20 protein-coding genes and 5 pseudogenes are annotated in these 21,372 nt (G+C 69.0%); 8 read left to right on the top strand and 17 right to left on the bottom strand.

Features of this window, described 5'->3' with window-relative positions; translation table 11 throughout:
* The first annotated feature begins 32 nt into the window (after positions 1 to 32).
* Positions 33 to 185 (top strand): hypothetical protein, encoded by a 153-nt coding sequence (locus VT52_RS37940; protein ID WP_167377690.1) that lies wholly within the window; start codon positions 33 to 35, stop codon positions 183 to 185.
* Positions 186 to 272: 87 nt separating this feature from the next.
* Positions 273 to 593, top strand: a complete 321-nt coding sequence (locus VT52_RS12425; RefSeq protein WP_053055532.1) for a hypothetical protein — start codon at positions 273 to 275, stop codon at positions 591 to 593.
* Between the two features lie 285 nt (positions 594 to 878).
* Here VT52_RS12425 and VT52_RS12420 read toward each other — a convergent pair whose 3' ends face one another.
* From VT52_RS12420 to VT52_RS12405, 5 genes and pseudogenes are all read right to left on the bottom strand, one after another.
* Entirely contained in the window at positions 879 to 2,021 is a 1,143-nt protein-coding gene (locus VT52_RS12420) for a serine hydrolase domain-containing protein (RefSeq protein WP_420856277.1), read from the bottom strand.
* A 180-nt stretch (positions 2,022 to 2,201) separates the two neighbouring features.
* A complete protein-coding gene (locus VT52_RS35550) occupies positions 2,202 to 2,822 on the bottom strand; it encodes a hypothetical protein (protein ID WP_240509728.1) in 621 nt (206 codons plus the stop codon).
* Positions 2,823 to 2,890: 68 nt separating this feature from the next.
* Positions 2,891 to 3,082: pseudogene (locus VT52_RS38715) on the bottom strand (NADP-dependent oxidoreductase); the annotation flags it as partial.
* Between the two features lie 77 nt (positions 3,083 to 3,159).
* Positions 3,160 to 3,702, bottom strand: coding sequence for a TetR/AcrR family transcriptional regulator (locus VT52_RS12410; RefSeq protein ID WP_046422366.1), 543 nt, complete (start codon positions 3,700 to 3,702; stop codon positions 3,160 to 3,162).
* 1 nt (position 3,703) lies between these two features.
* On the bottom strand, positions 3,704 to 4,402 hold the full coding sequence (locus VT52_RS12405; RefSeq protein ID WP_046422367.1) for a type 1 glutamine amidotransferase domain-containing protein: 699 nt from the start codon (positions 4,400 to 4,402) through the stop codon (positions 3,704 to 3,706).
* A gap of 231 nt (positions 4,403 to 4,633) precedes the next feature.
* On the opposite strand from VT52_RS12405, the gene VT52_RS12400 reads away from it, so the two are divergent.
* Positions 4,634 to 5,542 carry a LysR family transcriptional regulator gene (locus VT52_RS12400; RefSeq protein WP_046422368.1) on the top strand — a complete coding sequence of 303 codons (909 nt, stop codon included), beginning with the start codon at positions 4,634 to 4,636 and terminating at the stop codon, positions 5,540 to 5,542.
* 298 nt (positions 5,543 to 5,840) lie between these two features.
* Here the strand turns inward: VT52_RS12400 and VT52_RS39695 are convergent.
* The 3 genes and pseudogenes from VT52_RS39695 to VT52_RS12390 all read right to left on the bottom strand — a co-directional run.
* A pseudogene (locus tag VT52_RS39695) lies at positions 5,841 to 6,644 on the bottom strand (putative Ig domain-containing protein); the annotation flags it as partial.
* A gap of 21 nt (positions 6,645 to 6,665) precedes the next feature.
* Positions 6,666 to 7,448, bottom strand: a pseudogene (locus VT52_RS39690) (alkaline phosphatase family protein); the annotation flags it as partial.
* A 245-nt stretch (positions 7,449 to 7,693) separates the two neighbouring features.
* On the bottom strand, positions 7,694 to 9,103 hold the full coding sequence (locus tag VT52_RS12390; RefSeq protein WP_338059187.1) for a YVTN family beta-propeller repeat protein: 1,410 nt from the start codon (positions 9,101 to 9,103) through the stop codon (positions 7,694 to 7,696).
* A gap of 760 nt (positions 9,104 to 9,863) precedes the next feature.
* On the opposite strand from VT52_RS12390, the gene VT52_RS12385 reads away from it, so the two are divergent.
* On the top strand, positions 9,864 to 10,052 hold the full coding sequence (locus VT52_RS12385) for an ATP-binding protein (protein ID WP_046422369.1): 189 nt from the start codon (positions 9,864 to 9,866) through the stop codon (positions 10,050 to 10,052).
* Positions 10,049 to 10,717 (top strand): response regulator, encoded by a 669-nt coding sequence (locus VT52_RS12380; RefSeq protein ID WP_046422370.1) that lies wholly within the window; start codon positions 10,049 to 10,051, stop codon positions 10,715 to 10,717. The genes VT52_RS12385 and VT52_RS12380 overlap by 4 nt, the downstream gene beginning before the upstream one ends.
* A 785-nt stretch (positions 10,718 to 11,502) precedes the next feature.
* Here VT52_RS12380 and VT52_RS12375 read toward each other — a convergent pair.
* Together VT52_RS12375 and VT52_RS37935 are read right to left on the bottom strand one after the other, a co-directional pair.
* The gene (locus VT52_RS12375; RefSeq protein WP_046422371.1) at positions 11,503 to 12,114 is read right to left on the bottom strand and encodes a cation diffusion facilitator family transporter; all 612 of its coding nucleotides are present in this window, start codon (positions 12,112 to 12,114) and stop codon (positions 11,503 to 11,505) included.
* Between the two features lie 33 nt (positions 12,115 to 12,147).
* Positions 12,148 to 12,345 (bottom strand): annotated as a pseudogene (locus tag VT52_RS37935) (Chromate resistance protein ChrB); the annotation flags it as partial.
* A 21-nt stretch (positions 12,346 to 12,366) separates the two neighbouring features.
* Between VT52_RS37935 and VT52_RS38710 the strand changes: the two are divergent.
* Positions 12,367 to 12,783: pseudogene (locus VT52_RS38710) on the top strand (ISL3 family transposase); the annotation flags it as partial.
* Between the two features lie 38 nt (positions 12,784 to 12,821).
* On the opposite strand, the gene VT52_RS12365 reads toward VT52_RS38710, so the two are convergent.
* The 3 genes from VT52_RS12365 to VT52_RS12355 all read right to left on the bottom strand — a co-directional run bounded on the left by VT52_RS12365 (position 12,822) and on the right by VT52_RS12355 (position 15,918).
* Positions 12,822 to 13,391, bottom strand: coding sequence for a suppressor of fused domain protein (locus VT52_RS12365; RefSeq protein WP_046422374.1), 570 nt, complete (start codon positions 13,389 to 13,391; stop codon positions 12,822 to 12,824).
* Between the two features lie 281 nt (positions 13,392 to 13,672).
* Positions 13,673 to 14,407 carry a dienelactone hydrolase family protein gene (locus tag VT52_RS12360; protein WP_046422377.1) on the bottom strand — a complete coding sequence of 245 codons (735 nt, stop codon included), beginning with the start codon at positions 14,405 to 14,407 and terminating at the stop codon, positions 13,673 to 13,675.
* Between the two features lie 542 nt (positions 14,408 to 14,949).
* The gene (locus VT52_RS12355) at positions 14,950 to 15,918 is read right to left on the bottom strand and encodes a LysR family transcriptional regulator (RefSeq protein WP_046422392.1); all 969 of its coding nucleotides are present in this window, start codon (positions 15,916 to 15,918) and stop codon (positions 14,950 to 14,952) included.
* Positions 15,919 to 16,010: 92 nt separating this feature from the next.
* Between VT52_RS12355 and VT52_RS12350 the strand changes: the two genes are divergently transcribed.
* Positions 16,011 to 16,856, top strand: a complete 846-nt coding sequence (locus tag VT52_RS12350; RefSeq protein WP_046422378.1) for an alpha/beta fold hydrolase — start codon at positions 16,011 to 16,013, stop codon at positions 16,854 to 16,856.
* Complete coding sequence (locus VT52_RS38705) at positions 16,853 to 17,143, top strand: MFS transporter (protein WP_240509727.1); 291 nt, start codon at positions 16,853 to 16,855, stop codon at positions 17,141 to 17,143. The genes VT52_RS12350 and VT52_RS38705 overlap by 4 nt, the downstream gene beginning before the upstream one ends.
* Before the next feature lie 542 nt (positions 17,144 to 17,685).
* Here the strand turns inward: VT52_RS38705 and VT52_RS12340 are convergent.
* Genes VT52_RS12340 through VT52_RS37550 form a run of 4 tightly spaced genes read right to left on the bottom strand, consistent with a single transcriptional unit; the run spans position 17,686 to position 20,710 of the window.
* Positions 17,686 to 18,573: a hypothetical protein gene (locus VT52_RS12340; protein WP_046422379.1), complete on the bottom strand. Its 888-nt coding sequence runs from the start codon at positions 18,571 to 18,573 to the stop codon at positions 17,686 to 17,688.
* On the bottom strand, positions 18,557 to 19,513 hold the full coding sequence (locus tag VT52_RS12335; RefSeq protein WP_143070875.1) for an ABC transporter permease subunit: 957 nt from the start codon (positions 19,511 to 19,513) through the stop codon (positions 18,557 to 18,559). The genes VT52_RS12340 and VT52_RS12335 overlap by 17 nt, the downstream gene beginning before the upstream one ends.
* A complete protein-coding gene (locus tag VT52_RS12330) occupies positions 19,510 to 20,268 on the bottom strand; it encodes an ABC transporter ATP-binding protein (protein ID WP_167377689.1) in 759 nt (252 codons plus the stop codon). Before VT52_RS12330 ends, VT52_RS12335 begins: the two co-directional genes overlap by 4 nt.
* Positions 20,269 to 20,272: 4 nt before the next feature.
* Positions 20,273 to 20,710, bottom strand: a complete 438-nt coding sequence (locus tag VT52_RS37550) for a hypothetical protein (protein ID WP_143070874.1) — start codon at positions 20,708 to 20,710, stop codon at positions 20,273 to 20,275.
* Between the last annotated feature and the right edge of the window lie 662 nt (positions 20,711 to 21,372).

Genomic DNA, 21,372 nt, shown 5'->3' with positions numbered 1-21,372 from the left:
GCCGGTGGGCCCTGGACGGCACGTTCGAGCAGATGCTCCAGGCCGCACAGGCGAGGGCAGCCGCGGCCGGGGACGTCGGCTGGCTCGTGTCGGTCGACTCCACCGTCGTGCGTGCCCACCAGCATGCTGCGGGGCCCGGAAAGGGGGCCGTCACCCGGGACTCGGACGTCCCCGAGGCGGCCTGACCAGCAGGACATCTCATGTCGCTCGAGGTCGACTCGGTGGGTGGCGGCGTCACGTCCAGCCCCAGTGGCCGGGGATGATGTGCCCATGTGGCGGTCCGGGTTCAGGCTCAGGTCCGGCTCATCAAGGTCCGGCTCTTCACCGAGCCGCTCGACGAGGAGCCAGGGCCGGATCCTTCCTTCACGACTGTCTTCGAGGGGCCGATCTCATTGGCTGACGGACGGCTGGTCATCGGTGATGTCATGGGTGTGACCCGCTTCGTGAGTCTCATCGGTGAAGCGGGCAGGCGACGGATCCGTGTCGCCGTTGACGAGCCCGGCTGGAACGCGGCCGCAGTCGACATTTCCGTGGGCCCGCGGCTCCGGGCAGCGAACGCAACGGGTGCAGCGAAGGCCCGTTCGGGGTTGTAGGGCAACCCGCAGCCGCAGCTACGCCGAGCGACGCATCGCCGAAGGCAAGACCCGACGTGTAGCCATTCGCTGCCTCAAACGCCACGTCGCCCGAGAGCTCTGCACGATCATTGCCCGAGCCCGCACCGTGCCCCAGGAGCAAGCCTTGACAGGTTGAACATCGCTCCTGATGTGGGCGTGACAACATGGCGATCACGCGTAGAGAGAGGGGCTGCCGATCGCGTCCGTGGCGCGGACGCGACGAGTCGGCGCTCTCCTGGGCCGAAGCCGCCGACGGGCGGCGGACTACGGTCGCGCGTCACAAAACTCGGCGTCGACGACCCGCTGCTCATGCACGTTCCAGTCCCCGTTGAAGTTGAGCGCTAGGGCGTGCCTGCCGTCCGCGGTGGTCAGGGCCTCCGATATCGAGCCCTGGATGCCGCCGTTGTGACCCCACACCTCGACACCACAGGACAGCTTCAGCCTCATGAGGCCGAGGCCGTAGGAGAAGCCCGGCGCCTGGGGGATCGGCACGGTGGTGGTCATCTCCGTCAACTGGCGCGGTTCGAGAAGGCTTCCGGAGAGCAGTGCCCGGTAGAACCGGTTGAGATCGGGTGCGTTGGTGACGATCTCACCGGCAGCACCCGCCAGGGACGGGTTGAGTTCGGTGACGTCGTACGTCTTGCCGCCCGGTTCGCCGGGGCCTGCGAGTTCCCCGGTCAGTTTCGAATAGGCCCTGCCCGCGGGCCCGGGCAGAGGCGACCGTGTTCCCGGCAGGACGGTGGAGTCCAAGCGCAGGGGACGCAGGATGCGTTGTTCGATCTCGTCAGTGTACGAGCGGCCCGTGACCTTCCGGATCACCATGCCCGCGAGGATGTAGTTGGTGTCGGAGTAACCCCACCCGTCGCCGGGGGCGAAGCTGCGCTGATGGGTCATGGCGAGCCGGACGATCCGCTCCGGCGTCCAGGTGTCGTAGCGGTGACGGAGGAAGGCGGTACCGAACTCCCGCCGCTTGAAATCCTCGTCCTCGGTGTAGCTGTAGACGCCGCTGGTGTGGTTGAGGAGTTGGCGCAGGGTGATCTGCCGGCCGTCGTGTCCGTGTCCCTCGACCAGCCCCGGGAGCCAGTGGTCCACGGTGTCGTCCAGACTCAGTCTCCCTTCGGCCTCCAGTTGGAGCATCACCGTGGCCACGAAGGTCTTGGTGATGGAGCCCGCTCGGAACCGGTCCTCGACCCGCGGTGTCCTCCCCGTCCGCAGGTCGGCGGTGCCGGCGCGGCCCGCCCAGGTCCCGTGCCGGTCCTCGACGACCGCGACACCGCCGGGCGGCCCGTCCTGCACCACCCCGGCGAGGGCCTCCTGAGTGGCGCGATGACCACCTGCGGCCTCCGTGGCGCGGGCCGCCGGGGCGGGCATCGCCAGACCGGTCGCCATGACCGCCGCCGCCAGCATCCCGGCGGCCCCGAACCGCAGCCTCCGCGCCCTGCGCACCGCGCACCTGGGGCGCCCGCCCGGCGCCTCGGCGGTCCGGGCGGCCGGCACCGCTCCCGGCCCCTGGGGCTCCTCCCGTCCGTGAGGATGCGGACCGTCCACTGCATGCGCACGCTGGGACACGGAATTACTCCTCTGAGATCAGTGGGTGACGGCTGCTGCGTGCAACCGAGTATCGACGAGCCGGACCGCGCCGAGCAGCCCGCTGCCCCCCGGTCGCAAGGTGGGGAAAGCCCCCGGGTGTACGTCGGCGGGCACCCGGCGCGGGTCCGCGCGCAAGCCGTGCCACCGCAGCCGCGCAGGGTGATGCGCTTGCCGATGGCGAGCGGCAGGCGGCCTGGAGGTGGTCGCCGCCGACGTTGTCGATGTAGACGTCGATGCCGGTCGGGGCTGCCTTGGCCGGCTGCGCGGGCAGGTCACCGCCGCGGTGGTCGATGGCCTCGTCGAAGCCGTAGTCCACGACCAGGCGGCGGGCCTTGTCCAGGCCGCCGGGGCCGAACCGATGACCTTGGCGGCGCCGGGCTTCTTCGCGAGCTGGCCCGCGACCGAGCCGACGGCTCCGGCGGCGCCGGCGACGAAGACGACGAAGACGACGTAGCCCTCACGCACCGCGGCGACCTCCTTGGCACCCGTGTAGGCGGTCAGGCCCGTAGTACCGAGCACGCCGAGGTAGGCCTGGGCCGGCGCCAGGCCGGTGTCCAGCGCCTGGACGGCTGCGGCGTCGAGCAGCGCGTACTCGCGCCAGCCGTCGAAGTGGGACACGGTCGCGCCGGCCGGCACGCCGCCGGCGTTCGAGGCGACGGCGTCCCGGGAGCGACTCCGGCGGCGGTGCCGGTCATGGTCGCGCCCAGCTCGAACTGCGGGATGCAGGAGGGGCCTTCGTCCATACGGCCGCGCATGTACGGGTCGACGGAGAGCCAGGTGTTGCGGACCACGGCCTGCCCCGGGCCCGGGTCGGGCACGGTGTGGGTGGTGAAGGTGAAGCCGGCGGGCGCGGGGTCGCCGACCGGGCGGGCGGCCAGCTGCCACGCGCGGCCTCGGAAGTGGGTGCTGGGGGAAGGAAGGGTGAGGGGCAGGAAACCGGGCTGACGGCTGCCTTTCAGCGGCGGATGGCGAGCCCGATGTGCAGGGCGTCGGCCGCGCGGGCGAACAGGCGCTCAGGGTCGGCGGCGTTCTCCAGCCCGACAACCAGGGAGATACAGATCTGCGCGGCGTCTTCGGCGTTCGCCGTGCCCGACTCGCGCAGCAGACCGGTGAGCAGGGCGTGCAGCTCAGTGGTGAAGGTGGTGCAGATGTCGCCGAAGAGGCGGGCCTTGGCGTCCAGCAGTTCGGCGGTGTGCGGGGAGTCGCCGCGCAGTCGCAGGACCAGGTCGAGCTTGGCCTGCAGCACGCCCCGCACTCGGTCGGCCGCCGGGGCGTCGCAGGTGGCGACGGCTCGGGCCTGGTCGAGCGCCTGCTCGTGCAGGCGCTCGACCAGGAGCCGGAAGGCGGCGTCCTTGTTGCGGACGTACTGGTAGACCGCCGACCGCGACACGCCCATCTCGGTGGCGATGTCGTCCATCGTGGTGCGCCGCACGCCGTAGCGGGTCAGGCAGGCGTAGGCGGCGTCCAGCACCTCGTCGGTGCGGTCGGCGACGGGCATCTCAGACCAGCTTCTTCAGCAGTTCCTGCGCCAGCGGGGCGGAGGAGGCGGGGTTCTGACCGGTGACGAGGTTGCCGTCGACGACGACGTTCGGCGCCCACGGCGCGCCGACCTGGACATCCGCGCCGGCCTCGACCAGGCGGGTCTCCAGCAGCCACTTGGCCTTGTCGGCCAGGCCCGCCTGGGTCTCCTCGGCGTTCGTGAACGCGGCGACCTTGCGGCCCTTGAAGGAGTTGGTCCCGTCTTCCTCGACTGCGGCGAGCAACGCGGCGGGGGCGTGGCAGACGACGCCGAGCGGCTTGCCCGACCTCAGCGCCAGGGTCAGCAGGCTGCCGGAGTCGGCGTTGACGGCCAGGTCCTCCATCGGGCCGTGGCCGCCGGGGTAGAACACGGCGTCCCAGTCGTCGAGGTTCACGTCCTCGAGCTTGATCGGGTGCTTGATCTCCACGATCGAGGCGAGGGTGTCCGCGATCTTCTTCGCGCCCTCCTCGCCGCCGTTCACGGCCGGCGCCAGGCTGCCCGCGTCGACGGTCGGGATCACGCCGCCCGGGGTGGCGACGGTGATCTCGTGGCCGGCGGCCTTGAACGCCTCGTAGGGGGCGACGGCCTCCTCGGCCCAGAAGCCGGTCGGGTGCTTGGTGCCGTCGGCGAGCGTCCAGTAGTCGACGCCGGTCATCACGAACAGGATCTTCTTCGACATGGTGCGGTTCTCCGGGGGGTCGGTTCCACGTGCTGACACTGTGAACTCAGATCGTCAGCACGCTGATGTCCTCGAAGGTAGACCTGCTCGAGCAGTGCGACCAATGACAGCGCCGATACCACGTATCGACGAACCGATGGCAGCACCAACATGCTGTCTGACCTGCGAAGATCTGCTTCCGCCCGCCGCGGCGCGCGCTCCGGGCGAGTGGGGATCACCTACTCTCGGGCCATGAGCGAACGGAACCCGCGCGGGTCCGGCACCCTGGACCTGAACCTGTTGCGCACCTTCCTCGCCGTGCACCGCACCGGGTCCTTCACCGCCGCCGCGCAGCACCTCGGCTTGTCGCAGTCGACCGTGACCACGCAGGTCCGCAGCCTGGAGCAGCGGCTCGATCACGAGCTCTTCGATCGCCGCGCACGCGGCGTGGCGCCGCTCCCCTACGCGGACGAGCTCGCCGCGCGCCTTGCGGCGCCACTGGACCAGCTGGCGCACATCACCGGTGAACGCCACGGAACCGCGGCGGTGCCGGTCCACATCGCCGGGCCCGCCGAGTTCTTGTGCGTTGTGCTCCTGCCCGCCATCGCGCCGCTGGTGGCTGACGGCGTCAGGCTGCGGCTGGCCACCGGTCTGACCGACCCGCTGCTGGAGGAGCTCCGCGCGGGCCGTCACGACCTGGTCGTCGCGACCCAGCGCCCGCGCGGACGGTCGCTGCGCGCCGAGCCGCTCGTGGACGAGGAGTTCGTGCTGGTCGCCGCCCCCATCTGGGCGGAGCGGCTGGCCGGGCAGGACCTGCCCGATGCCCTCCGGGATGTTCCGCTCGTCACCTACGCCGAGGACCTGCCCATCGCCCGCCGTTACTGGCGCCACGTCTTCGACCGCCGCCTCCACGCCCAGGCCGCCGTCACCGTCCCCGACCTGCGCGGCATTCTCGCCGCCGTCATCGCGGGCATCGGCTGGAGCGTCCTGCCCAGCTACCTGTGCCGCGCCGAACTCGCCGACGGCACACTCCGACTGCTGCACCGAACCGACGATCCGCCCATCAACACCGGCTACCTCGTCCAACGCCCGGGCACTTCCGCCAACCCCGACGTAACCCGGGTCCGCGACCATCTCCTGGCCGCGGCAAGAATGTGGTGACGGGAGTGCTCGGTGATCGGCGGATCCGGTGATCGAGGAGACGCCGGAAGAGGGACACGACCATCGAGCAGACACCGGGCGGCGCCGGCGTGGCTCCAGCCGGCCGTGGTTGACCACGCCGTACATCGCCCCGTGCCCGCGACGGTGCTCGGCCGTGCGCGTCCGGCCCGATCAGCGAGGTCACGGACCATCGGAACACGGTGGGGCGTCGGTGAGCAGCGTTGGCCGCAGCGGCAGTGGCAGCAGGGACGAGGCCCCCGCGTGGGGCAGGGGTCTCGCGGGCCGGCTCAGGAGGGGCTCAGGAGAGGTCCAGTGCCGTGTCGTCGATGACGAAGCTGGTCTGGAGGGAGGAGTCCTCGGAGCCGGTGAACTTCAGCGTCACCGTCTGGCCGGCGTAGGGCGTCAGGTCGAAGGTGCGCTGCGTGTAGCCGTTGGCGGCGTCGAGGTTCGAGTACGTGGCGAGCGTGCCCAGCACCTTCCCGGAACCATCGAGCGCCTGGGCCTTGAGAGTGTCGTACGCCTTGGAGGTGGTCCTCTCCGAGGTGTCGACGTGCAGCCAGAACGAGTAGCCGACGGTGCACCCGGCGGGGATGGTCACCGTCTGGGCAAGGGTGTCGGTGGAGGTGGACCCGTAGCCGTCCAGCCAGGCGTACCAACTGCCGGAGTGCGGTGACTGGCCGGAGGCGTTGCTGATCACGCCGGAGGTGGCGGTCCAGGGCGCGGCACTGCCGGTCTCGAAGCCGGGGTTGCCGAGGAGTTGTTGCGCGGTGCAGCCGCCTCCGGACGGGCTGGTGACCGTCCAGGTGAAGGAGGTGCTGTCCGAAGCGCCGGTGGAGTCCCTGACAGTCACTGTGATGTCGCCGGTCCCGGCAGTGGTAGGGGTGCCGGAGATCAGGCCCGTGGACGAGTCGATGGTCAGTCCGGCCGGAAGGCCCGTGGCGCTGTAGGTCAGCGGCGCGCCGGCCGAGTCGGTGGCCTTGATCTGGAGGCTCGCGGCACTACCGGCCGTGGTGGCCTGGTTTCCGGGGTTGGTGACCGAAACGACGTTGCCGGCCTGCGTCGACCAGATGTCGGTGATCGGCGTGGCGAAGGAGGCGTTGCCGGTGGTGGCGAGGCCGTAGACGTCCTCAAGCGTGCGCAGCACGTTGTAGTGGTCGATCGTCTCGCCGTAGTCACCCGTCTTGACCCCGGCCCCGTAGAAGATCGTCGGGATCTGGTTGGAGGTACTTCCGTCGTCCTCGTCCCACGTCACCACGAGCAGGCTGTTGTGGCTCTTCGCCCAGGTCGCGTACGCGCCGAGGTTGTTCTGCAGCCAGGTGTCGCCCTGCTTCACGGTGCCGTCGTGCATGTCGTCGTCGAGGTTCGGGATCACGAACGAGACGTCCGGCAGCGTCGCGTAGTCCGTCGGGAACTGGCCGAAGGTGTGCGCGGTGGAGGTCGGCACGTTGGAGAAGCCGAACCACGGGTTGTGCTTGCGCGCGTACGCACCCGATGTGCAGCCGGTCCAGCCCTGCGACGGGAGCGATTCGTTGTAGCTGGCGAAGGTCTTGCCGGCCCCCAGCAGCTCCGAGCCGAGGTTCGCCGCGGAGGAGAACCCCGGGGTGACGCACGAGTCGCTGGTGATTCCCTGGTTGCCGCCCGAGAACAGGTCGTAGTAGTTGGGCTGGCTCGGATGCGTGATCGCGTGCGAGTCGGTGAAGTCGGCGCCCTGCGTGGCCAGGGAATTGACGTACGGGGCGTCGGCGGTGTCCCCGATGATGTCCCCGTAGGAGTGATTCTCCTCGATCACGACCACGACATGGTCGGGAGCGGGAGTGGAGCCGGCCTGCGCCGGTGTCACGGCGGTCAGACCGGCGGCTACGCCGAGGATGGCGGCGGCCGAGGCGAGCCGAAGTCGGCTGTGCATCAGGTCTCCTGACACTGAGGGATGGGATGGTCATGCCCATGACGACAGTGCCGCTGTGCAGGAGCCTCCACAAGCCGGTCCGGCAACAGTTCACGAACCGTTCGCACAGGGACTGGGCATCCACCACACGTTCCCGGCTCTCCGCATCCGGAGAGCCGGGGTCACCCCAACGAGACAGCCGCTAACACCGCTTTCGTGACACCCCCCGCCGGCGTGGCGGATCCGCCGCCGTGCGCCTGAGCCGCTTACGTGTTGCCGCAGGTGCCGGACCTGTCATGGCAGTCGTCGCCGTCATGGGGGGGCTTGGGCTTCTCCTGCTCGTGAACGGTGGTGGTTGCGGTGGCGGTGCTGGTACTGGTCGTGCCGCCGCCGGTGACGGTCGCGATGTTGGTGATCTGCTCGGGCGCGTTCCTGGCGATGTTCACCGTGAGGGTGAGGGGCGGGTAGCTCGCACCCGGGTCGAGGACGTCGTTGCGGGAACAGGACAGGGGGGTCAGCGTGCAGGTCCATCCGCTGCCGGTGAGACTGACCGGGGTGAGGCTCACCGGCAGGGTGTCGGTGACGGCGACAGTGCCGTCGGTGGGTGCGTCACCGGTGTTGGTCACCGTCAGGGTGTACCAGCCCTGCCCACCCTGGCGGAACTTCCCACCGGGAGTGAGCTTGACCAGCTTCAACGCCGGTGCCGTCGGCCGGGGCACCGTCGCGATCGCCACCCCGCGTGGGCCGTTGCCGACGGTGACGGTGTCGGTGACGGTGTTGGTGCTGGTGTCGATCACCGAGACTGCGGCACTGTCGCGGTCGGTGACATAAGCGAAGGCGCTGTCCGGAGTGACGGCCACGTCCCATGAGGCCTGGCCGACAGCGACGGTGTCGGTGACGGTGTTGCTGGCGGTGTCGATCACCGACACCGAATCGCTGCTGAAGTTGGCGGCATAGACGTGGGTGCCGTCGGGGCTGGCCGCTGCCCCGAGCGGGCCGTTGCCGACGGGGATGGTGTCGGTGACGGTGTCGGTGCTGGTGTCGATCACCGACACCGTGTCGTCGTTGCGGTTGGTGACGTAGGCGAAGGCGTTGTCCGGAGTGACCGCCACCTCCTGCGGGTCGTTGCCGACGGGGATGGTGTCGGTGACGGTGTTGGTGCTGGTGTCGATCACCGACACCGTGTTGTCGTCAGCGTTGGCGACATAGAGGCGGGTGCCGTTCGGGCTGACCGCCGCCCCCAGCGCGTCGTTGCCTGCCGTGATGGTGTCGGTGACGGTGTCGGTGCTGGTGTCGATCACCGACACCGTGTCGTCGGAGCGGTTGGTGACGTAGGCGAAGGCGCTGTCGGGGCTGACGGCCACCCCCTGCGGGTTGCTGCCGACGGCGACAGTGGCGACCACTGTGTCGGTGGCGATGTCGATCACCGACACCGTGTTGTCCAGGCTGTTGACGACGTAGACGCGGGTGCCGTCCGGACTGGCCGCCGCCCTCATGGGGAAGTTGCCCACGGGGATGGTGTCGGTGACGGTGTCGGTGCTGGTGTCGATCACCGACACCGTGTCGTCGGAACTGTTGACGACATAGGCGTAGGTGCCGGGCGGGACGGCCTGGGCGGGTTGCGAGGACATCACCGGCAGGAGCAGCCCGGCCACCAGGATGAGCCCGGCCGTCAGGCTGCGGCCCCCTGCCCCCCGCCGCCGCAGGAGACGCGACCGCCGCGGCGGTGGTGAAGAGGCGGTGCTCCCGGGCCTCGACCGAGCAGGGAGATGACGGGTCGTCACATGGTCTCCAAAGGATAGTCGGAGGCGGTGCCCCTGCCCATCGCCGTTCAGCGGACCGCCGATCGGGCCGGACACGGCGCGCTACGGCGTATCCGGGATGCGCCCGGACCACTGTCCGTGTGCCCGGCACACCGTCAGATTGTTGGCGCCCCCCGCCGTCCCACCCCGCACGGACGCGCGCGCGAACGGGTGACATCCGGCCGCTGACCGGAGCTCCACAGTTCTCCCGCCGGGTACTGCTGGGCCTCAGCGCACACGATCACATACGGGCGCCGAGGCAGGGCATCGCGCAGCAGTTTGCCGAACACCGTCGGCGTTCCCGGCTCTCGCTCACGAGCCTGCCGCCCGGCGCGGCCGACGGCAGCGAACTCGCGGCCTTGGATTTGCGGCCACCGGCGCACCGGGAACAGCTCTGCCACGTCCGCGACCGCACCCTCCACGAGGACGCCTCGCGAGCCCGCACCCGCCACCTACCCCGTGCCATGGCCGGCCTGCGCGACCTCGACATCGGCGTCCACCGTCAGAACGGCCATACCAACCTCGCAGCCGCCCTTCGCCACACCGCCCGAAATCACCTGAGGCTCCTCACCGTCCTCGGCCTGACACGACGAACCCGGACACAAGATCACTCCTCAAAGACCCTGCGTGCTGGGTGGCGGGATCACCGATCACCGAGGGCCACGGCCTGACCGGCATGAAGGAACGTGCCGCCCTCTACGGCGGCGAGGTTCACGCGGGCCCGCTCTCGCCGCACGGCTTTCGCGTCACCGCCCGGCTGCCGTACGCCACGGACTCGCGAACAGCCCGGTTCCCCGTGGGCGCCGATCATGAGGGCGTATGAAGTTGCGGGTCGTCGTGGTGGACGACGAGACGCTGGTGCGTGCCGGATTCCGTGTGCTGATCGAATCGGAAAACGATCTCCAGGTCGTCGACGAGGCGGCCGACGGGACCCAAGCGGTCAGAGTGATCCGCGAACTGCGCCCCGATGTGGCCCTGATGGACATCCGGATGCCCGGACTCACTGGCATCGAGGCCATCCGCACGCTGCTCGGCGGCCCGTCTCCGGTGCCCGTCCACGTCCTGGTGCTCACCACCTTCGATCTGGACGAGTACGTCTTCGAGGCGCTCCGCGCGGGCGCCGCGGGCTTCCTCCTCAAGGACACTCCACCCGCACGCCTGATCGACGCCGTGAGGGTGATCGCCACCGGGGAGTCGCTGCTGTCCCCCGGCGTCACCCGCAAGCTCATCGAGACCTACCTCCGCCGCCCCGGCTACCCCGGCCCGGTCACCCGCGCCCTGGACGGGGTGACCGGCCGCGAGCGTGACGTGCTGGGCCTGATCGCACGTGGCCTGTCCAACAACGAAATCGCAGCCGAGCTGTATCTGACCGTGGGCACGGTCAAGACCCACGTCAGCCATTTGCTGACGAAGCTGGGGGCCAGAGACCGGGCCCAACTCGTCATCGCCGCCTACGAAAGCGGACTGGCAGGACCCGCACGTCGTTGAAGCAGGACGAGCAGTACCCAGTTGTGGGGCAGGAGATCACGCCTCGGCCGGTGCGATCCACGCGGAGCACGGCACATCTCAGCCACGCGCGGATGGGTCAATCGGCTTGATGCCCGCCCCGGCGTGCCGGAGGTACCCCACCCCGATGTCCTCGAGTTGGCTTCGCAGCCCTCCTGCTGCACCGGAGGTCCTGCCTCCATGCGCGCACCCGGCCAAGCTCCCCCGACCGGGGAGTCCGTTCGATCAGAACCGTCCTCGTGATCGATAGGGCAACGGCTCGTGAGCTTATTGTTCAACCTCGAAAGTCACCCGACCTGCTGATCCGCGGTTCTGCGCGGGACAGCCGAGGCAGCTGTTCTCCACGCTTCGAGATGTTGTGCAACGAAGCGCGAGAGAAAGGCTGTTGCGTATGAGTCCGCCTGTCCCTGCGGCCGCGGGTGACGCGTTCGACGTCCGGTCCCGCTTTCGGGTCGAGTTCTACGAGTTTCTGAACGCCCGTGCGAACGCGTTCTTGGTGTTGACCGGCGCGATCTTGTGCAAGGACGGACCTGTGCAGACCTTGTCCGACCTGAGTCTGGAGGCCGGGCACCGGCGCGGGCACGCGCCCTCCACAAGGCGCCGAACGCCGGCTTGGCCGAGCGGACGGCAGTGCCCAGTCGGTCGGCTCATGCGGTCTTCCGCCGAAACTCCGCCCGGCAGCAGGCGGCCGTGATGGAGCAGTAGGGCCCGGGATGCCGAAGGGCTCCGGCGGTTGGCGGGGCTCGGTCGCGCTCGGTCGGTGGTGGTCAGTGGTCGCCGGAGAAGATCTCCTCGACCTCACGCACCGCGTAGTAGACCAGGACGTACCCGGCCAAGGGATCGGCCCACCAGAGGCCGGCCAGGGAGTTGAGGACCAGGCCGACCATCACGGCGGCGGCCAGCAGGCCGTCGATCAGGGTGACGCGGCCCTCGGTCTTGAGGACCGGGTTGTCCAGAGCCGCGCCGGTGCGGGCCTTGCCGAAGGCGAGGGTGAACATCACCACCGCAGTGATCGCGGTCCAGACGATCCCCAGCACCGAGTGGTGCGGGCGGAAGCCGGCCGCCAGCACCCAGGTGGACTGCACCAGCAGGTACACCGCCAGCAGCGCGAAGCCCACACCGATCAGCTTGAGCGCGCGCTTCTGGCGCTCCTCGCCGGTGCCGGACAGCTCCCAGATCACCACGGTGGAGGCGCCGATCTCGATCAGCGAGTCCAGGCCGAAGCCGGCCAGCGCCACCGACTTCGCGGCGATCGCCGCGACAGCCAGGACAACGATACCGACCACGTTCCAGCCCAGCGTGGCGTACTCCAGGGCGAAGCCCCGCCGGAGCAGCGCCGCGCGGGGTACCCCGACAACCCCAGAATCTTCTCTCGTCACGCGCTGAGGGTAACTGCCGTTAGATTTCTACTGTCACGCGTGCTCGGTCTCGGTTGCGTAGACACGCTCGGCGAAGCCCTCCAGCGCGGCCGAGCACGCCTGCAACTGCTCGGCGGTCTTCCGCCGGCGGGTGGCGCCGAACCGGTCGCGGGCGCGGATCTTGCCGAACCAGGACTTCGGCTTCGCCAAGTCCTCGTCGTTCCCCTCCAGATCGGCGTAGGTGAAGTACTCGTCGGCGGTCTCCTCCCCTTCTCACCGCGACCGGTCACCGCCCGGTCGCCGTCGCCCCGAACGGTTTCCGGATGGACCCTGCGCCGTCCGGAGCCCCTCACCGAGCCCGAACAACTCCAGCTCAAGACCATCCGCACCCAGTGCCCCGACCTCGACGCGCTCACCCGACACGTCCGGTCCTTCGCGGTCATGCTCACCCAGCGTCAGGGAGAGCGTCTCCCGGACTGGCTCTACGCCGTCCGACAGGACGACCTGCCCAGCCTCCACACTCTCACTGCCGGCATCGACCGCGACATCGACGCCGTCACCGCCGGACTCACCCTGCCCTGGAGCTCGGGCGCGGTCGAAGGACATGTCAACCGGATCAAGATGCTCAAGCGTCAGATGTTCGGGCGTGCTGGCTTCGCTCTTCTCGGGAAGGGAGTCCTGCTCGCCTGATGCTGTCCACCAATCGGTCGTCCAGGTTCCTCCCCAGATCAGATCGCGGGGCGCCGGAGCACGTCCGTGGGCTCCCAGTTGCTCTTCCAGAAGGTTTCAAGCCCGTGCTCGTTGATGAACTGCCGTTCGACCTCGTGGATGGGGTACATCCCTTGGATGTTGATCACGTCGTGGCCTTCGTGTCCCGGAATGCCGACGTCGATGCCCAGGTAGTCGTCTCTGCCGAGGACCAGCGGTGCGAACACGCAGAATGCCGTCATCTCTGACTCGGGCACGATGCGTTCACCGAAGTTGATGGTGCTGCCGTAACTGAATGGGCAGGTTCCACGGAGCTGCTCGGCGAGAAAGCCCACCGCGTGGGCCCAGATCACGTTGGTCGAGTTCACACTGAGGCAGAGTTCCGGCGAGCCGTGCTGCCAATCCGGATGCTCTGCCAGCGACAAGCCGTAGGTGAGCGCCGTGAGAAGCCCGTCCGGCAGGTTGTAGTACACGATCTCCGTCACACCCCGCAGCCCCTGCTTGGTCGATTCGACAGGGAAGAAGCGGGGCTCGCTTCCTCCGGAAAGCCGATCAAGATGGGCGAGGTACTTCTCAACGCGACTGGCCATGTGTCCAGCCTGCACGATCGCTCACCGGTGCATGCCACCGGGGCCGTCGCCAGTAACGCTCCGCAACAGGTCCACAGAAGTTGAGCCAGAACCCGAATTTGGGCAGCACTCGAAGCTCTGCAGAAATCGAACAATTCATGGCTTCAGGCAGAAGGGGCCTCTGCCGGGAGTCCAGCAGAGGCCCACGGTGCAGAAGGCTGCGGAGGGCCGGTGCCCGTCTTCGGCGAGCGGCAGGCCGGCCGACATCAGCTACCGTCTGCTGCCGGTCTGACGGCCCGGTCTCACTTCAGGTGCCGGGTGAAGAACTGGCCCGCGGCGTCCCCCGCGAACTGTGGGACGCCGGTGTGCCCGCCCATGTTGGCGTGCAGGGTCTTCTCCTTGGAGCCGAAGGCGTCGAACAGGTCGAGGGCCGCCTGCCGGTCGTTGCCTTCGTCGTCCCACTGCAGCAGGACGTGCAGCGGAATGGTGACCTGGCGGGCCTCCTCGAACATGGCGCGAGGGACGAAACTCCCGGCGAACAGGACGGCGGCCGAAATACGCGGCTCGACCACCGCCAGCCGGGTGCCGATGGAGATCACGCCTCCCGAGTAGCCGACCGGACCGCCGATCTCGGGCAGCGACAGGAGGGCGTCCAGGACGGCTTGCCATTCCGGGACCGCCTTGTCGACCAGGGGGAGGATGAAGGCGTCGATGATCTCGTCGGCGACCGGCTCGCCGGCCGCCACTGCTCGGCGCAAATCGGCGCGGGCCTGCTCGGAGGCGGGCAGGCGGGGCCGGTCGCCGCTTCCGGGGAGCTCGATGGTGGCCGTGGCGAAGCCGTCCGCCGCGACGTGCCGGGCTCGGGCCGCCAGTCGGGGGTACGCCTTGCGCAGGCCGAGGGGAGGGGGGCCAAGCAGGATCAGCGGCGCCGGTGCGGACGCGGATGCGGGTGTCCACAGGATGCCAGGGATCTCACCGAGAGTGAATTCGCGTTCGAGGACGCCGTTGTCGAGGCGCTGCTCGGAAGTGAAGTGCATGGTCGTGCCTTTCGGGAGTGCACAGGAACGGCGCTCCCGGACGACCTGTCCATCGCCCGACCGTGACCCCGGAGGGGAGCACCCATGTCGATACGTTCACGGGTACCACCTCCTCGATCTCTCGCACGGCCTCCGGAAACTTAGCAGTGGCCGCCGCGGTCCGCCAACGGGTTTTCGCGGAGTCTCCGTGGCGCCTTCGCAAAGCCACAACTCGGGAAGCGACGGCAATGGTGCCGTCGATTCTTGAAACTCGGGTTCTGGTTCGCTTCGTGTGGTTCGCGTGCGCGGGGTGGCTGACTTCTTTGGTGCCGGTTGAGTTCAGCGCAGTACCGGAACCTCATACCGGAGCGGCTCCAGCGCGCGGCTGCCGCGCGGGGTGCCCAGCCGAAACCGGCGGTGGCCGATCAGTAGGCCGCCCAGGTGCCTGCCTTGTGCGAGAAACGTCGAGCGTGGCGGCATGAGTCGTGCCGACCGTGCGGAGGAGTTCGGTGCCGAAGCCCAGGAACGGGGTGGACCTCTCCCACTCGTCCGGCGAGGCGAAGTCAGGTAGGGGTCGAGTCGCGGTCGCCTTCTGCTTGCGGTCCGAGTGGGGCGAGCCGGTGGTCGAGCGCGGCACCGACGTCGGGGCAGTTCGTGCGGATGACGTCGAGGAAGGCGTTCAGTGCCGGGGAGCGGTCTCGGGCTTGGAAGGACAGGACCAGGTCGGGCAGCGGCGTGTGCGGGGTGACCTCGCAGAACCACGCGCCCCGTCGTGGGGCCGTCAGCATGCGGGAGGGTCCCAGGCCGACGCCCACCCCGCAGACGGCGAGGCCGATGATGGTGTGGATGTCCCTCGCGACGGTCGCGCCGGAGAGTGCCGGGGAGTCCCTGCCCAGGAGGGTCCGCAGCCCGGTGGCGACGGCTGGCTCGTCCTCCCCCGGCGCCACGATCAGCGGTTGTCGCCGCAGCTGGTCCACGTCCACCGACGACTGACCCGCGTACGGGTGCGTGCTGCTCACGACCGCGACCAGGTGGTCGTGTCCGATGGGGACCGATACCAGCTGCTCGGCCCCGACGCCCCGTGGACGGCCGAGGCCGATCGCCACGTCCAGTTCGCCGGCGACGAGCGCGGCCGTGCTGCGCCTGGTCGCCATCTCGTGCAGTTCCAGCCGCACGTCGGGGCGTTCGCGGCCGAACCTGCCGAGGACGTCCGGCAGGGGTGCGAGCAGCGCCGAAGCGATGAAACCCAGGCGCAGCCGTCCCGTCTCGCCGCGTGCTGCCCTGGCCGCGTCGACCGAGGCCGCCGTGATCTCGTCGAGGGCCCTGCGCGCCCGGGAGAGAAAGGCCGCGCCCGCAGCCGTCGGGAACACCCCCTGGCGGGTGCGGTCGAACAAGCGGGTGCCCACCTCGCGTTCGAGATCGGCGATCTGCTTGGACAGCGGAGGCTGCGCGATGCCCAGCGCACCGGCCGCCCGGCCGAAGTGTGCGTGCTCGGCGAGGGTCAGTGCGTACCGCAGGTGCCGCGCCTCTATGTCAGCCTCCCGGTCATATCCCAAATATATTGCCGATCGGCTTGCCATATCTTCTGCTGGATAATCGGGGCCGGGCCACGTGGACTGCGGTCATGCCTGATCCTTCCCTCACAGACACCGTCTTCGTCTTCGTGCACGGGGCCTGGCACGGCTCCGGGCAGTGGGCGGCGACGCAGCGCGCACTCGCCGCACTCGGTGCCACGAGCATGGCCGTCGACCTGCCGGGGCACGGCTTCGAGGCGCCACTGCCCACCGGATACCTCCAGCCGGGCCAGCCGGGTCTGTCGACCGAGAAGTCCGCGCTCGCCACCGAGACGATGGACGACAGCGCCGAGACCGTGCTGGACACGCTGCGCCAGGCCCGCCACCACCGTCGTGTCGTGCTCGTCTCACACAGTGCGGGCGGGGGCCCCGCGTCACTGGCCACCGAGCGCGCGCCCGAACTCGTCGACGAGATCGTCTACCTCTCCGCCTTCGTGCCCGCCGGACGTCCCCGGTTCTTCGACTACCTCGGCTCACCCGAGAACGCCACGGCACGAGGCCGGAGCCTCAACCTGGGCGACCCCGGGGAACTGGGCGCCGTGCGCATCAATCCGCTCTCACAGGACCCCGCGTACGTCGAGGAACTGCGGCAGACCCACTACCACGACACCCCCCTGGACCGCTTCGACCGCTGGCGCTCGGCACTGAGCCCAGATCTGCCGCTGGCGATCCCCACCACCCCGGTCATCGTGACTGCACAACGATGGGGGCGCGTCCCGCGGACCTTCCTGCGCTGCGCGGACGACCGGGCGCTGCCGACGGCCGTACAGGATCTGATGATCGCGGAAGCCGACCGGGCCATGCCCGGCAACCCGTTCACCGTACGTACCCTCCCGGGCAGCCACAGCCCGTTCGCCGCCCGGCCCCGTGAGCTCGCCGCTGCTCTGCTGCCGTGAGCGGCGGACGCCTCGTGCTGCCGGTGGTGCTCAGCGCCATCTTCGTGCAACTGCCCGACGTCACTGTCACCCAGCTCGCCGCGTCGGCGCTGCAGGCCGGCCTGGGCGCCGGTCCGGGCGCCGTGCAACTGGTCCTCGCCGGATACACCCTGACGTACGAGTGCCTGCTCATCCCCGCCGCACGGCCGGGCGACCGGCACGGCTGTCGCCGACTGCTCGTGGCGGGCACCGTGGTCTTCACCGCGGGCTCGGTGCCCGGCGCGTTCGCCCCGACGCCGCGTCGCTGATCACGTCCAGGCTGGTGCGGGGCGCGGGCAGCGGCCTGGTCGCCCCCAGGTTCTGTCACTCGTCCAGGCCGCCGCTCCCGCGGCGCGCAGGCCGCACGCCCTCGGCTTGTACGGTGCCACCATGGCCGTCGCGTCAGTGCCGATCTCTTCGGCCTCGGCTGGCGGCCGGTGATGCTCCTCACCGTGCCGGTGGCGCCCCCTCGCCGGCCGGAGCGACCGCGCTGCCCCGCACCCGCGGGGCAAACGGACTCCGCGTCGACAAGCTGAGTTCGCTGCTGGTCACCATGGGAGCCGGCGCGCCGGTCCTGCCTCTGGCGCTGGGGCGGGAAGCAGGCCGGCCCCGCATGACATCGGTGTCCACGATCCAGATGCAAGCCCCGTTCCGCTCTTGCGCTGGTCTTTGGATCGGTCCGCGCCCGGGGCGTCGCGCGCCCCTATCCTGCGTGCTACCTGCTCGCTGAGGTACCACCCGCAAAGCCCCCCGTCGGGGCGCAACAGGAATCTGCTGAACAAGCCGTCGCAGATGCCGTGTCTACCGTCGATCAATCAGAGGTGTGGGTGATCCGGTCTCGGGTGGCCGCGACGAACGTCGCAACTGTACAGAGCAGCCCCAGGGCGGCCAGCAGGCAGCCGTCCAGAGCGGAGCGGGCGTGGGACGGTGCCGAGTTCCACAGGTATGTCTGGTACTGGTCCCTGTTTGCCAGATGCAGCCAGCCTGCGATCCAAGTGCTCGGCAGGTACGGAACGAGCGGATGGATCAGCACCAACGGTTCGAAGACAATGGGTACGCCGAGCGCCACAGCCGCGCCCTGTACAACGCCACGCAGCACGACCGCTGCGGCCATGCCGCCGGCGACGTACACCAGCACGATCAGCAGCACGTTCCCCAGCGTATTCGCCGCCTGTCCCCAGGACGGGGTGTGCGGATCCCAAGTGGGAGAGATCGACGCGGACGTGGCCAGACGCGCCGGATGGGCCCGGTAGTGCCAGCCGAGGGCGAGCCCTTCGGTCCGCAGGAGCAGTACCAGTACTACCGCGAGCACCCCGACGACGGCCACCGCCGTAGCGAACTTCACCGCGAGCAGCCGCCGGATGCGGGGCTGCCTCAATAACAACAGCCCCCATGTCCCGTTCTCGAACTCCCCGCCCGCCACGCCCACTCCGGCACCCACCGCGGCCAGCAGGCCGACGAGCGTGCCCAGGTGACGCAGCGCAAGGACCACGGCACCTGGCCAGGAGTCCATTCCGGCTGCCAAGCCATTGTCCTGGAACGTCGAGACAGCCCGCTGGTAGCCAAGCCCGGAGGCTATCAGTGCGACGACCGCAGCCACCGCAAAGGCGGCCAGAACGACGGGCGCGGCAAGTTTGCGGATTTCGGCGAGGAAAACATACCGCAGGCGGGAGGGCGCGCGACTATGCGACGCGGTCACGACTGTCCACCCTCCGCATCAGCCATAGGCCGGCCATGGCCAGCAGGGCCACGGTGGGCACAGCCCGCAGCCACAGCGGCATCCCGCTGCCCGAGGCCGCCCCCCACCAGTGGTTCCACAGCGGGAACACCGTCTGGAAGTCCATGGCGTCGGCGAGGATACCGCCGGGCAACCATGCCCACACCGGTTTCACGGACGCCCCCATGTTGGCGAGCAGCACCAGCAGGCCACCCGCTATGAACGTCAGCGCGCGGGTACGGGAGCGGGCCGCGATCAGCGTGACCACGACGCTCGCCACGGCCATCGCCACCAGGCCGACTCCCCCCTGACGCGCCACCCATTCGGCCAGCGCCAAGCCGTGCGGGGTGGGCACGTACAGCTTGTCGTGGGACTGGAAGTAGGTGACGTTCGCCAGCGCGACCACCAGCCCGCACACAATCATGTGCGCGGCCAGCACGGTCCATAGCGCCATCGCCTTCGCAAGCAATACCCTTCGCAGGTCAGGCTGCGCGATCAGCAGCGACGTGGCAGTACGACGCTCCCACTCACCGGCCACCAGCGCAGTGCCGAGCAGCAGCGCGATGGCGAAGCCAGGCAGGGAGGCATAGGTCTGTGCGGACCAGCCGAACGCGCCGGGAACGGTCTGGGTGGGGGCGACAGCCCGGTCGTTCGCCAGTTGCTGACGCAAGTCCGATTCGGCCATCGGTACATAGCTGGGGTGGGTAAGGCACTTGCGGAGTTCGGCGCCTTTCAAACCGGCGCATTCTTGCCGGTGTTCCGCCGCCACAAGGGCATTCTTGAACAGCAGCGTCTGCCCGCTGGACCAGTCCTGCGCCACCCAAGCCGTGTAGAGCACGCCCAAACCGAGCACGAGCAGCAGGAGCAGTGACAACGGCCGGAACGCGATCTTTCGCAGCTCGGCCAGGTAGACGTACCTCACCACGTCCCCCGCCCGTCATCACCAGCCGTTTGGAAGAACCAGTCCTCCAGTGTCGCCGGCCCGCCGGGCATGCCCAGCCCTAGCTGCTCGCGGCTGCCCTGTGCAACCACCTTGCCCTGCCGCATCACCACCAGTCGGTCGCAGACGCGCTGCATCTCGTCCAGCTGGTGACTGGAGACCAGAATCGCTGCTCCCCGGTCGCGTTCGGTGGCGAGGATGTCACGCACACCACGGACCGCCGCCGGATCGAGGCCGTTTGTCGGCTCGTCCAACACAAGCAAGTCGGGAGTGAGCATCAGCGCCGCGGCGAGGGCCAGGCGTTGCCGCATTCCCTGAGAGTAGGCACGGATCTTCTTGCGTCCGTCGAGCCCGACGCGATCGAGCGCAGCGGCGGCTTCGCCCCGGTCCGGCAGCCCCGAGGAGTTGAGCAAGGTCAGGAGCATCTTCTGGCCCGACATCCATTGGTAGAACGCTGGGGTGTCAAGGGCCGCGCCCAGTCGGCGTCCGGTCGCCGCCGACAGCGGCGGTGTCCGTCCCAGGACGTTCACCTCGCCCGAGTCCGGGCGGACCAGCCCCGTTATCACCCGCATCAGCGTCGTCTTGCCAGCTCCGTTGTGACCCAGCAGGCCGACGATCTCTCCAGCAGGCACCTGAAGATCAACCCCGTCGACAACCGGAGGCCCGGATGCGTACCGCTTCACCACGGAGCGGCACACCAGGACGGCATACCGCTCACGCTGTTGTTGCTTGGTCAAGGGATCAATTCGAGGAGTAGTAGTTGCGGCCGTTCATGTTCACGGGGCACTCACCGTTCGGCGAAGTGATGCACCCACCCGGACCATGCCCGATGTCCCAGTGGAAGTCTCCGCCCGAAGTCGAAGGGAAATGCTGGTAGTTGCTGCTGTTCGAGCTGCACCACCACGTCAGTGAGCCGACGGTCTGGTCCGGCTGAAGGTCACGTTCCTTGCGCAGCCGGAGGGTGATGTTGCCAGCCTGCTCGACGCTCCGACAGCTGTATATGTTCATGGAGTTGGCGCCAGTCGAGCCCCAGGTACGGGACCTGAAACCCGGAGCCGCTCCGCTCGCATGCCAGTCGAACTGAGCAACGCTGGCATACGCCTCCGAGGCGCCGAACGCGATGACTGCGGCCGCGCCAGCACAGACGAGCAGCGCCCTCTTAACCTTACGGGTGTTCAATTCTTCCCCCAGTATGAACGATCGCCCGGTCTCAGCGATCGGAAGCGGTGGCTGGTCGGCTGGCGTCCGGCGCGAACGCGGGCAGGAGTCCCTTGCCGACCTCGCCAGCAGTGATCTTCACATCGCGGACAAGTACTCGCAAGATCTTCCTTCCCATAGGCCCATCAATCGAGCCATCTGGCATGGCGCGATCCTCAGCCGAGGAAGTCATTTCATAGTCACCCTCAGGCGAATTGCCCTTTTTGCAAGGAGCATTGCTCGGAGATCCGAACAACCCCTGTGACAAAGCACACGTGGCATTCATACGGCCAATACACTCACCATCTACCGTTTCCGCAGGTCCAGGGGGCAGAGGCTTGCCCATATGCAGACGCCAGGGACTCAAGCCGCGGCCACGATCCGGCGCATGTCTCGTTTGCAGCGATCGGCTCACCCTCTCCGTCTCAGCCCACGGCCCTCGGTCGGCTACCGGGTCCCAACCTCGGCAGCACGCTGCTCATCACGCTCATCGACCGGGGACTCCTCGTGCTCATCCCCGCGCAGCGGGCCGTCCTTCGCCACCGGCGCACCGGTCGCGGCAACGGCGCTCTCGCCGTCGATGGGCAGGAAAGACGCCTCGGCCCGCTATGCCCGTCACGGAACCTTTTTCATCCTGTCCTGTA

Source organism: Streptomyces malaysiense (assembly GCF_000980885.2).
GTDB classification, from domain to species: Bacteria; Actinomycetota; Actinomycetes; order Streptomycetales; family Streptomycetaceae; genus Streptomyces; species Streptomyces malaysiense.
The sequence above is the reverse complement of the archived record's forward strand: the minus strand, read 5'-3'. Positions and strand labels throughout refer to the sequence as shown.

Bases quoted from the DNA above. Each gene is read 5' to 3' on its own strand.
- VT52_RS37940 (WP_167377690.1), top strand. From the start codon at position 33: ATGCTCCAGGCCGCACAGGCGAGGGCAGCCGCGGCCGGGGACGTCGGC.
- VT52_RS12365 (WP_046422374.1), bottom strand. From the start codon at position 13,391: ATGGCCAGTCGCGTTGAGAAGTACCTCGCCCATCTTGATCGGCTTTCC.
- VT52_RS12410 (WP_046422366.1), bottom strand. From the start codon at position 3,702: ATGCCCGTCGCCGACCGCACCGACGAGGTGCTGGACGCCGCCTACGCC.
- VT52_RS12420 (WP_420856277.1), bottom strand. From the start codon at position 2,021: ATGCTGGCGGCGGCGGTCATGGCGACCGGTCTGGCGATGCCCGCCCCG.
- VT52_RS12400 (WP_046422368.1), top strand. From the start codon at position 4,634: ATGAGCGAACGGAACCCGCGCGGGTCCGGCACCCTGGACCTGAACCTG.
- VT52_RS12350 (WP_046422378.1), top strand. From the start codon at position 16,011: ATGCCTGATCCTTCCCTCACAGACACCGTCTTCGTCTTCGTGCACGGG.
- VT52_RS12380 (WP_046422370.1), top strand. From the start codon at position 10,049: ATGAAGTTGCGGGTCGTCGTGGTGGACGACGAGACGCTGGTGCGTGCC.
- VT52_RS12405 (WP_046422367.1), bottom strand. From the start codon at position 4,402: ATGTCGAAGAAGATCCTGTTCGTGATGACCGGCGTCGACTACTGGACG.
- VT52_RS12360 (WP_046422377.1), bottom strand. From the start codon at position 14,407: ATGCACTTCACTTCCGAGCAGCGCCTCGACAACGGCGTCCTCGAACGC.